This is a genomic window from Bacillus sp. SG-1 (assembly GCF_000181495.1).
In the GTDB taxonomy this organism is placed as follows: Bacteria; Bacillota; Bacilli; order Bacillales; family Bacillaceae_B; genus Rossellomorea.
Genome location: NZ_ABCF01000081.1, coordinates 1 through 10931 on the forward strand (window position 1 = coordinate 1; position 10931 = coordinate 10931).

A 10931-nucleotide genomic window follows, 5' to 3' on the forward strand; every position below is an offset into this window, starting at 1 on the left:
CTGGTTTTAAGCGCATTGGCTGCCTTCGGACCTAATCGTGAAGAGGGAGCAGGAAACAATAACCAAGGCGACAAAGAAAATACAACAGATGATGCGAACAAACCGGAAAAGCTTGTAATTTGGGAAGATGACAAGAAATCAGGCTGGTTAGATGAAGTAGGTGCCAAGTTCACTGAAGAATACGGCATCGAGGTTGAAGTCAAAGAAGTAGAAATGGCTACAAAAATGAAAGAACAGCTTCGTTTGGATGGTCCGGCTGGGACAGGCCCAGACGTTCTGACTTTGCCACATGACCAAATCGGGGAAATGGCTCTTGCAGGTCATATCGCAGAACTAAATGCGGAACAGGATCTTGTTGACCGCTTCTCAGAATCTTCTATTTTGGCACAATCTTATGAAGGAACGCTATACGGTCTTCCGAAATCTTCAGAAACTCCAGTATTTATCTACAACAAAGAGTTAATGGAAGAAGCTCCGGCTACAATGGATGAAGTATATGAGTTCTCTACTGATTTCACTAAAGACGGAAACTATGGTTTCCTTGCACTTTGGGATAACTACTACTTTGCTCATGCTCCTATCGGAGGAATGGGTGGATATGTTTTCGCTGAGAATGACGGTGCATTAAACCCGGCAGATCTTGGTTTGAACAATGACGGTGCTGTTGAAGGTGCTGAATATATCCAAAAATGGTATGAAGAAGGACTATTCCCTAAAGGTATCGTCGGTGAAAATGGCGGCGCTGCATTAGACGGATTATTCAATGAAGGTAAAGTTGCTTCTGTTATGAACGGACCTTGGGCTTTCCAAGGATATAAAGATGCAGGAATTGATATCGGAATCTCTGCTATGCCTAAGCTGCCAAATGGTGAGCCGATGAAAACATTCATGGGTGTTAAAGGCTGGCACGTATCCGGCTATTCCAAGAACCAGGAATGGGCACAGAAGTTCATTGAGTTCATTACTCAAGATGAATATGCGAAACTTCGCTTTGAACAAACACAAGAAGTTCCAACTAATGTTGCACTTGTCGATGATCCGGTAATTGCTGAAAATCCAGGAGCTAAAGCGGTTGCTGAGCAATCTCAATATGCGGTTCCAATGCCGAATATTCCTGAAATGGGAGAGGTTTGGGGACCAATGGCAGATGCTCTGCAAACAGTCGTTACTGGCAAACAGGAGCCGAAAGCTGCTCTTGATTCAGCTGTAAACCAAATCGAACAAAACATTGAAGCGAACCATTCAAACTAAAAAAATAGATGGGACTGACTCCTAGCCGGGTCAGTCTTCTATATTCCTGTATAGCAAGATTCCTGAATAGAGAAAATAATTCAGGATCTTCATGAAGAAAGGGAGCGCCTTTCTTGATGAAGCTCCTGAAGCTTATAAAAATATAAAGAGAAGAAGGGGGAATTTAGGATGGCTGAAAATTCCTATCAAACAAAACATCGAAAAACAGCGCTTGCCCTTTCCTTGATACCCGGCTTGGGTCAGTTCTACAACAATCAAAAACTTAAGGGCGGATTCTTTCTTATAATGGCCGCTGCCTTTATCTTCGTATTCCGTGATTTAATAGATTACGGCCTTTGGGGAATCATGACCCTGGGGGAAGATACAGGTGCACCATACTATGACCACTCCATCTTCCTGATGGTATACGGTATTCTGGCAATCATCATCATTTTATTCGGTTTAGGTTTTTATGCCTTTAATCTCTATGACGCTTTTAAAAATGGAGAAAAAAGAGACCGCGGTGAAAAGCTGAGCACCATAAGAGAACAATACCGCAACCTGGTTGACAATGGGTTCCCATACTTAATTATGTCCCCTGGTTTCCTTTTACTAGTGTTCGTGGTTATTTTCCCGATTATCTTCGTAGTTCTGCTTGCTTTTACAAACTATGATCTATATCATTCACCACCTGCAAAATTGGTGGATTGGATCGGTATCCAAAACTTTATTGATATTTTCCAAATCGACATTTGGAGAAGTACTTTCTTCTCTGTTCTGGCTTGGACGCTGGTTTGGACATTCGGAGCGACAACAACGCAAGTGGCGCTCGGTATTTTCCTGGCAATACTGGTCAATCAAAAAGATTTGAAAGGTAAAGCAATTATCCGGACTGTTTTTATTTTACCTTGGGCAATCCCTGCATTCGTCTCCATCTTAATTTTTGCAGGAATGTTCAACGAGTCATTTGGAACCATCAACCGAGATATTCTTGCCTTCTTTGGAATCGGTGATCTTCCGTGGATGACGGAGGCACTGTATACAAGAATTGCTTTGATTTTCATACAAACATGGCTCGGATTCCCGTTTATCTTTGCGATGACGACAGGTGTCCTCCAATCAATTCCTGAGGAGCTTTATGAAGCTGCAACGGTGGATGGAGCATCCAGCATGCAGAAGTTTAAGAACATTACGCTTCCGCTGGTACTGTTCGCTACTGCGCCAATTTTGATTACTCAATATACGTTCAACTTCAATAACTTCAATGTTATCTATTTATTTAACGGCGGAGGTCCTGCATTAACAGGGCAGAACGCAGGTGGAACGGATATCCTTATTTCATGGATTTACAGCTTGACGATGACATCTGCACAATATTCTAAAGCGGCTGCTATCACATTACTTCTGTCTATTTTTGTTATTACAGTAGCGGTATGGCAGTTCAAGAGAACAAAATCATTCCAAGAAGAGGATATGATGTAATATGAATATAAAAAAACAGAAACTCATCAGATTGACATTATCGTATATAGTCATTGCCATTATGTTTGCCGTCATTTTGTATCCTGTCGCCTGGATTGTCGGTTCTTCCTTTAATCCGGGGCAAAGCTTATCGGGATCAAGTATCATTCCGAAGAATGCAACGTTGGCACACTACAAAGAACTATTCGATTTAGGGCAGAGTGATTACCTGATATGGTATTGGAACTCATTGAAAGTCAGCTTATCGACAATGACCCTTACGGTATTGATGGTCAGCCTGACTGCCTATGCTTTCTCCCGCTACCGTTTTGTAGGGAGAAAAAATGGATTGATGACATTCCTGATTCTGCAAATGATTCCTAACTTTGCTGCTTTAATTGCCATTTTCGTTTTAGCACTGGTAACAGATTTGCTGGATACTCACCTTGGATTGATCCTTGTCTATGTTGGGGGTCAGATTCCAATGAACACCTGGTTAATGAAGGGATATCTTGATACAATCCCGAAGGAACTTGATGAATCCGCAAAAATGGACGGAGCAGGTCACTTCAGGATATTCTTCCAGATTGTCATGCCTCTGGCTAAGCCAATCATAGCAGTGGTCGCACTGTTTTCTTTCATTGCACCGTTTGCTGACTTTATCATTGCCAGCATCCTGTTGAGATCGGAAGACAAATATACGCTTCCGGTAGCCTTATATGACATGGTTGCGAAACAATTTGGTGCGGAATTTACAACCTTCGCTGCGGGATCTGTATTAATCGCCATACCGATCGCAGTACTGTTCCTTTATTTCCAGAAGTACTTCGTTTCCGGATTGACGGCCGGGGGGACAAAAGGATAATCTTAAAGGCGTAAACTTATTAAATTTAAGGAGGAGCGGAGATGAAAAAAAGAGTACTATCTCTTATTTAAAGTGTACCCTTTGTAAAGGACATTTTAAAAAAGCCTAAGCTACTTTTAAAAGATGATCTCTGTATTGTACAGGGGTCATCTTTTTTCGATTCCATTGGTATCTATGGTGGTTATAGTAATTCATGTATTGCTTGATTTCCTTTTGTACATCCTCTAATGTCAGACAGGTTTTAATAGAGGTTTCATCTTTCAGGTGGCCAAAGAACGATTCAATGGGAGCGTTGTCCCAACAGTTTCCCCTTCGGGACATTGATTGGCGGATTCCAAGTTTTTTAACCATTTTCTGAAATTGGGGATGGGTATAGTGAACCCCTTGATCTGAATGGATGAGTGAGTCTTTATGTTTTTTAAACCTTTTGTTTTTCTTTAGTTTTTTGATGGTATCTGTGGCTAATTCCATAGTCATTCTGTCAGACACATGGTAAGCAAGAGCTTCACCACTGGAACCATCCAATATCATAGATAAATAAGCTCTTGAACTTTTTCCATAGCTCAAGTAGGTGATGTCTGTTAATAGCACTTTCCCGGGTTTACCCTGATTGAATTGGCGCTCCAGTAGGTTAGGGACCACTGAATGTTCCTGGGTGGCCTTCATTAGACGCCTATATGGATTCGCCCTCCGGAAGGGACAAACGATGTTATACTTCTTCATGATTCTTCGAATTCTTTTCAAGTTAAAGACAATCTTAAATTGACCCGCCAAAGTCATTTTGATTTGACGCGCCCCTTTCTTGCGATTCTTATGACGGAATGCTTTTAAGATGATTTCTTTCAGTTCCTCATCCCTTGCTTCCCGTTGTTTTCTACGCTCTTGGGACTCGGGAGAGTAGTATTTATAATAAGCACTTCTGGAAACTCCTGCGACCCCACAAAGGAATCTCACCATTTTTTTGAGCTTATATTTCTCTATTACGGAACGGATGAGAATGAACTTTTGACTTGGGGAGAGGACTACTTCTTTAGCCCCCTTTCCGCGAATCGAATCTTTTTTAGAAGTTCATTTTCCGCCTTAAGGAGGTTAATTTGAGCTTCTAGTCGAGCATTCTTATCCTCAAGGGATAACTCCCGTTCTCTAGGTCTCCCGGAATTGCCTTTCCTTGTGTCATTGAGCCCTAAAACTCCGTTTCTTTTATAAGCAGCACTCCATCTCTTACTAGCGGCATGAATACGTGCCATACCAATTATATCTGTATCAAATCCAGCCTCTTCAAAGATCTGTCTAGAGAATTTGCCTTTCTCTTTCTCAGCGATAAATTGGCGTTTAAATTCATCTGTGTAGGTAATTCCCTTAGCACTTACAGCTTTCACAAAAGGATTAATGGATAATTGTTTGATTTCTTTCTCTGTGAATGTTTTTTTACTCATGGTGTTTTCCCCGATTTCTACTAGTTGTCTATTTGTCATTATACAAAAAAATACCCTATAGGTAGACTTTTTTAAGTGTCTACTCTATAGGGTACATTTTAATTCTAATCCCGTTTCTTCTTTTTTACGCCCTCCCTGCAGGAGCTGCTGAAAAAGAAGAACGTACCTGGCAAGACGAAATGATTTATTTTTTGATGGTCGACAGATTTAATAATGGAGACCTGTCCAATGACTATGAGGTGGACAGGGATGACCCCAAAGCCTATCACGGTGGAGACTTCCAAGGGATCATTGATAAGCTTGATTATATAAAAGATATGGGTTTTACAACCATCTGGCTTACTCCTGTCTTTGATAATCAGGAAAAAGGCTACCACGGTTACTGGATCAAAGACTTCTATAACACAGATGAACATTTCGGTTCAATCGAGAAATTCAAGGAACTTGTAGATGAAGCCCATGAACGGGATATGAAAATCGTGTTGGACTTCATCGTCAATCACGTTGGCCCGGACCATGAATGGCTGAATGATCCTGAAAAGGCAGACTGGTTCCATGAAAAACAACCAATGAACATGAATAATGACGAAAGTCTGCAAAATGCGTGGCTGTACGACCTTCCTGATTTAAACACAGAAAATCAGGAAGTGAGAGAATACCTTCTAGATGCCGCTCGCTGGTGGATCACGGAAACCGGTATTGACGGATATCGTCTGGATACCGTCAGACACGTTCCCCAGGATTTTTGGGCAGATTTTTCTGAAGCAGTTAAATCTGAAAAAGAAAACTTCTATTTATTAGGTGAAGTATTTGATTACGACCCTCGCAATATAGCCAAATATGAGGGAGTCGGCATCGATGGATTTGCTGATTTTCCACAGGCCCAGGAAATGCGTCATGTCTTCCAGCAACCGGATGTTGATATGGACAGGCTGTTTAATTTTTGGCAATACAATCAGACATTCTTTGAAAACCCATACTTGATGGGAACATTCATCGATAACCATGATATGGTACGATTTACGAATTTAGTTACTCAGAATAATCAATTTCCGGGAACACGCTGGAAACTGCCATTGGCGTATATGTATACAGTCCCTGGGCTGCCGATCCTTTACTACGGATCAGAAATTGCTTTAAGCGGCGGAGAAGATCCGGATAACCGAAAGTTGATGAATTTCAGAACAGATCAAGAATTAATCCAATACATCACTAAACTGGGTGAGATTAGAAAGACACATCCTGCTCTTACAAGAGGCAGCATGGAGCTTCTTTACGAAGAGGACGGTATGGCGGTCTATAAACGGGAAGATGAAAACGAAACGATAGTTGTAGCGATCAATAATACAAGCAAATCACAAAGTGTGAAATTGACCTCACCCCAGCTGCCTGAAGACATGGAGCTTAGGGGGCTCCTTGGAGAAGATCTTGTCCGTGCTGACGGGGATACCTACGATATTATCCTCGACAGAGAAAAGGCTGAAATCTATATCCTTTCACCCAAAAGTGGTTTGAACTATGGATTTATTGGGGCAATGGCTGCAGTATATACGATTTTCCTGATATTCATTTATTACGTTTGGAAAAAAGGCCGGAAAAAGCGAAAGAGTGAGTAATAATTAATTTGTTGTTTGAGAGACGAACTTTGGATGAATGGACAAATTTCTCGATGCAACAATGTTGGGAATACAACTAAGAGGATGGTTTAGGGGAAGGGGAGGAAGATATGGCTGTAACAATAAAAGATGTGGCAAAGCTGGCTAATGTTGCTCCATCGACAGTTTCCAGGGTGATAGCCAACAATTCCCGCATTAGTGAAAGTACCAAACAAAAGGTCCGGGAAGCAATGAAGCAGCTTGGCTACCATCCAAACTTCATTGCCAGAAGTTTGGCGAACCAATCGACACGCGTGCTGGGACTGGTATTGCCCGGGTCGGCTGATACATTTTTTCAGAACCCGTTTTTTCCGACTGTTCTCCGCGGGTTAAGCGAAGGGGCTCACGAAAAACAATACGCTTTGCAAATGACTACAGGACAGAGTGAAGAAGAAATATATGAGGGAATTGTTCAAATGGTGCAAGGGGGCAGAGTAGACGGAATTGTCCTTCTCTATTCCAAAGTGGAAGACAACGTTATGATCTACCTGAAAGAAAGGGACTTTCCGTTCGTAGTGATCGGAAAGCCCTTCAAGCATGCAGATGAAATTACCCATGTTGATAATGATAACTTCAGAGCTACAAAAGAAGTAACAGATTACCTTTTGAAAGCCGGTCATGACCGCATTGCATTTGTGGGCGGGGATTTGAACCTCGTCGTGACTGTGGAACGTCTGCTCGGCTATGAGAAATCTTTGAGAAATGCAGGAATCCCGTTAAGAGATGAATATATCGTACATGAAGAATTTCTGAGAGAGGGCGGTCAGGAAGCCGTAAAGGAATTGATGACCCTCGAAAACCCTCCGACTGCCCTGGTGGTCGCAGACGACTTGATGTCCCTAGGGGTTTTGAATACTCTAAACGAAATGGGAATCAGGGTGCCCGAAGACATTTCCATCATCAGCTTCAATAATGTTCTGCTTGCTGAAATGTCCCGTCCACCCCTGACCTCGGTCGATATAAATATTTTTGACTTGGGCTATCAAGCAACCAGAAATTTAATTCAGAAAATCGAAGATCCCAGAGAACCGGTCAAACGAATAACAATTCCTCATAAAATTGTAGAGCGGTCTTCCACTGATCTGAAGATCAATACAGATAATAATAGTTAAAAAGTCAGCCGTTATGGCTGGCTTTTTTTGTGTTTGGGATGGTGATGAACAAGGCGGGAACCAGGCCAACTTCTAAGGGGTAAAAGCTCTGGAGTTTATGTTGGCCCTTAATTGAGATAAATGAATCCAAGGGAAGATGGTTCAAAAAGAGTCTAAACGGGTTAGTGAGGAGAGTAAATCAGATGGATGTTGGTCTGAGAAAAGTCTAAACAAACCAATGAGAAGAGTAAATCGAAGGGGTGTTGGGTCGAAAAGAAGCTAAACGATCCAATGAGATGGGGAAACCGAGTGGATGTTGGGTCGAAAAGAAGCTAAACGATCCAATGAGAAGGGGAAACCGGGTGGATGTAGGGTCGAAAAGAAGCTAAACGATCCAATGAGAAGGGGAAACCGAGTGGATGTAGGGTCGAAAAGAAGCTAAACGACCCAATGAGAAGGGGAAACCGAGTGGATGTAGGATCGAAAAGAAGCTAAACGATCCAACGAGAAGAGTAAATCAGAGGGATGTTGGTCAGAGAAGAGTCTAAACAAACCAATGAGAAGAGTAAATCGAAGGGGTGTAGGGTCGAAAAGAAGCTAAACGATCCAATCAGAAGGGGAAATCAGAGGGATGTTGGTCAGAGAAAAGTCTAAACAAACCAATGAGAAGAGTAAATCGAAGGGATCTAGGGTCGAAAAGAAGCTAAACGATCCAATGAGAAGGGGAAAGCGAGTGGATGTAGGGTCGAAAAGAAGCTAAACGATCCAACCAGAAGGATGATGGGTCGAAAAGAATTTAAACGATCTAATGAGAAGGGGAAACCAGAGTGATGTTGGGTCATAAATAAACAAACTGGACAGATGAGTATAAAACCAAATAAATTATGGCCCGCAGTGAATCTAAACGGGCCAATAGATAGGGTTTCCTGCAACGCAAGTAAATTAACAAATTAAATCAACCAAAAAGCATACTACTGACTATCAAATATAATTGTTACTCATAGTAAGAACTCCGGCCTGAATTAACTAATTTAAAGTTCTTGGAAAGGAAACGTTGGACTGTCTTTCTATCCTTTATAATACCGCACCATTCAACAGCCTGTGACACAGTTAATTTACTATTAGGAAATAACAACTTAAATTCTTCTAAACTTCTTAAAACTGCGGAATGTGAATCTTCTTGGTGATTACAATACTGACAATTTAAGATTTTGGAATAAGCATTATAAAACGCTCCACAACCAGGACAAACGATTCCCTTCCTAAGCTCGTTATATTGATAGTCAGGAATCTGAGCGTAAGGGTTGTCGGATATTGTCTTAGAAATTAGTTTCTTAGCAAGGTCAGTATGAGTTCTTTTTAGAAAAGAAGGGGTCTTTTCCAGTTTTGCTATAAACCGTTCTAATTGATTGGGATAGATAATAGGCAGGTCAACAGGGGCGCTATAGAGGTGGAACCGTGGATTGACAAAGACAGCGATGGAATGGATTGGGGTATTGTAACCAAGGTTTTTCAATATACTACGAAGTACTGGTTCATTTCGTTTTAATTGAAGAATTGGATTTTTGGTATCTGTGCCGTCGGTTCTAATAAGGTTGCCTTCTTCAAAAATATGGTCTCCTTCAAAGTTTTTGACCTCAAATAAATAGATTGGCTTAGAGGTTAGAAGAATGGTATCAATTTGAATATAGGTGCTGCTAGGCATAAACTGCATATCCGGCAGTAATATCCTATCTCCCAGCACCGGCTGAAGCCATTCATCAAAGAGTTTTTCCCCCGCAAAACCCTTCTCCAAACCAGCATAATGGTGTTTCTCTTTAGCACATAAATCTTTCCGGGAATTTAAAGATCGATAAACCCTTAGTTCATTAGATTCTAAGCGTTCTTTCATAGTCAATAGACATCACTCCTTTTTTAACATCATACCATAAAATTCCAATGGATCATTAAAAAAACAGTCCCCGAAAAGAGGACTGTTTCATTTTTGGCTTTCTGCACTGATACTAGACAGCCAGAAATTTCCTACCCATTCACAATCTTCCCGCCATTTACGTGGATGACCTGGCCGGTTGTGTATTGTGAATCATCGCTCGCCAGATATACGTAAGCAGGTGCCAGTTCATACGGCTGTCCAGCGCGGCCGAGCGGTGTATCAGCCCCGAACTTGGCTACTTTATCTTCAGGGAAGGTAGATGGAATTAATGGTGTCCATATTGGTCCAGGAGCGACACCGTTGACCCTGATGTTCTTGGAAGCCAGCGACTGGGAAAGGGATCTCGTGAAGGAAACGATGGCTCCTTTGGTTGATGAATAATCAAGCAGCTGGTCGTTTCCGGCATAAGCGGTTACTGATGTAGTATTGATTATGGAGCTTCCGCTTTTTAGGTGCGGCAAGGCTGCTTTTGTCAGATAGAAAAAAGAGAATACATTTGTACGGAATGTCTTTTCCAGTTGTTCATCCGTGATGTCCAGCAGGCTTGTTTGCGGATGCTGCTCTGCTGCGTTATTAACCAGAATATCGAGTTTTCCGTAATGGTCAACCGTTTTTTTGACTACTTCGGCACTGTATGAAGAACTTCCAAGGTCCCCCGCAAATAGTAAGCAGGTTCTTCCTTCTTTTTCGATAAGGTTCTTCGTTTCCTGGGCATCTTGGTCTTCTTCAAGGTACGCAATCGCGATATCAGCACCTTCTTTGGCAAAATAAAGGGCGACGGCTTTACCGATACCGCTGTCTCCTCCTGTAATGAGGGCGACCTTACCGTCGAGCTTACCGCTTCCTTTATAATTATCATCCATGTATTTCGGCTGTGGATGCATTTCCTTTTCAGTTCCTGGCTGATGGTCCTGATGCTGCGGCGGGAAGTTGTTGTTATTTTGAGACATAAAACTTCACTCCTCCTTTGTTTTTGGATCCATATTTTCAGATTATCTTTACCCGCAAATCTTTTATTTAATCAACAGACTTATCTTTTAACAGGTTCTCTGCTTTATACCCGATAATGTTCAACAGGTCTTTGGGTGATGAATAAGGCGGGGAGTAGGCTGTTTCAATTTCCTGCAGCCGGTCTGCAGTGATATTTCCGTTAATGGAAGCTGCGATAACATCGATCCTTTTATCAACACCTTCTCCGCCGATAATTTGGGCTCCCAATATTTCCCCGGTATCTCCGTGGAAATGAACCTTGATTTTAAC

General features: G+C 41.8%; 8 protein-coding genes and 1 pseudogene. 5 read left to right on the forward strand and 4 right to left on the reverse strand.

Annotation, left to right across the window (positions count from 1 at the left end):
* The 3 genes from BSG1_RS17250 to BSG1_RS17260 form a co-directional block, all read left to right on the forward strand.
* Positions 1-1251 (forward strand): extracellular solute-binding protein (locus BSG1_RS17250; protein ID WP_442852166.1); only part of this gene is annotated, 1251 nt, incomplete at its 5' end.
* Between the two features lie 168 nt (positions 1252-1419).
* Entirely contained in the window at positions 1420-2712 is a 1293-nt protein-coding gene (locus tag BSG1_RS17255) for a carbohydrate ABC transporter permease (protein ID WP_044023098.1), read from the forward strand.
* A gap of 1 nt (position 2713) precedes the next feature.
* A complete protein-coding gene (locus tag BSG1_RS17260) occupies positions 2714-3556 on the forward strand; it encodes a sugar ABC transporter permease (protein WP_006838470.1) in 843 nt (280 codons plus the stop codon).
* 105 nt (positions 3557-3661) lie between these two features.
* Here the strand turns inward: BSG1_RS17260 and BSG1_RS20575 are convergent.
* Positions 3662-5031 (reverse strand): IS3-like element ISBsp2 family transposase gene (locus BSG1_RS20575; RefSeq protein ID WP_156791420.1). Its coding sequence is split into 2 segments (ribosomal slippage): positions 3662-4620 and positions 4620-5031, totalling 1371 coding nucleotides; the frame shifts between segments, so codons are not numbered across the junction.
* Positions 5032-5171: 140 nt separating this feature from the next.
* On the opposite strand from BSG1_RS20575, the gene BSG1_RS17275 reads away from it, so the two are divergent.
* Together BSG1_RS17275 and BSG1_RS17280 are read left to right on the forward strand one after the other, a co-directional pair.
* A complete protein-coding gene (locus BSG1_RS17275; protein WP_006838471.1) occupies positions 5172-6608 on the forward strand; it encodes an alpha-amylase family glycosyl hydrolase in 1437 nt (478 codons plus the stop codon).
* Between the two features lie 110 nt (positions 6609-6718).
* Positions 6719-7759 carry a LacI family DNA-binding transcriptional regulator gene (locus BSG1_RS17280; RefSeq protein WP_006838472.1) on the forward strand — a complete coding sequence of 347 codons (1041 nt, stop codon included), beginning with the start codon at positions 6719-6721 and terminating at the stop codon, positions 7757-7759.
* Between the two features lie 973 nt (positions 7760-8732).
* On the opposite strand, the gene BSG1_RS17285 is transcribed toward BSG1_RS17280, so the two are convergent.
* The 3 genes and pseudogenes from BSG1_RS17285 to BSG1_RS17295 form a co-directional block, all read right to left on the reverse strand.
* Positions 8733-9629, reverse strand: coding sequence for a nuclease-related domain-containing protein (locus tag BSG1_RS17285; protein WP_006838473.1), 897 nt, complete (start codon positions 9627-9629; stop codon positions 8733-8735).
* A 131-nt stretch (positions 9630-9760) separates the two neighbouring features.
* Entirely contained in the window at positions 9761-10621 is an 861-nt protein-coding gene (locus BSG1_RS17290) for an SDR family oxidoreductase (RefSeq protein ID WP_006838474.1), read from the reverse strand.
* A 67-nt stretch (positions 10622-10688) separates the two neighbouring features.
* A pseudogene (locus BSG1_RS17295) lies at positions 10689-10931 on the reverse strand (CoA-disulfide reductase); the annotation flags it as partial.

Excerpts from the sequence above, each read along its gene's own strand:
- BSG1_RS17285 (WP_006838473.1), bottom strand. The coding sequence starts at position 9,629 with ATGAAAGAACGCTTAGAATCTAATGAACTAAGGGTTTATCGATCTTTA.
- BSG1_RS17290 (WP_006838474.1), bottom strand. The coding sequence starts at position 10,621 with ATGTCTCAAAATAACAACAACTTCCCGCCGCAGCATCAGGACCATCAG.
- BSG1_RS17260 (WP_006838470.1), top strand. The coding sequence starts at position 2,714 with ATGAATATAAAAAAACAGAAACTCATCAGATTGACATTATCGTATATA.
- BSG1_RS17280 (WP_006838472.1), top strand. The coding sequence starts at position 6,719 with ATGGCTGTAACAATAAAAGATGTGGCAAAGCTGGCTAATGTTGCTCCA.
- BSG1_RS17275 (WP_006838471.1), top strand. The coding sequence starts at position 5,172 with ATGATTTATTTTTTGATGGTCGACAGATTTAATAATGGAGACCTGTCC.
- BSG1_RS17255 (WP_044023098.1), top strand. The coding sequence starts at position 1,420 with ATGGCTGAAAATTCCTATCAAACAAAACATCGAAAAACAGCGCTTGCC.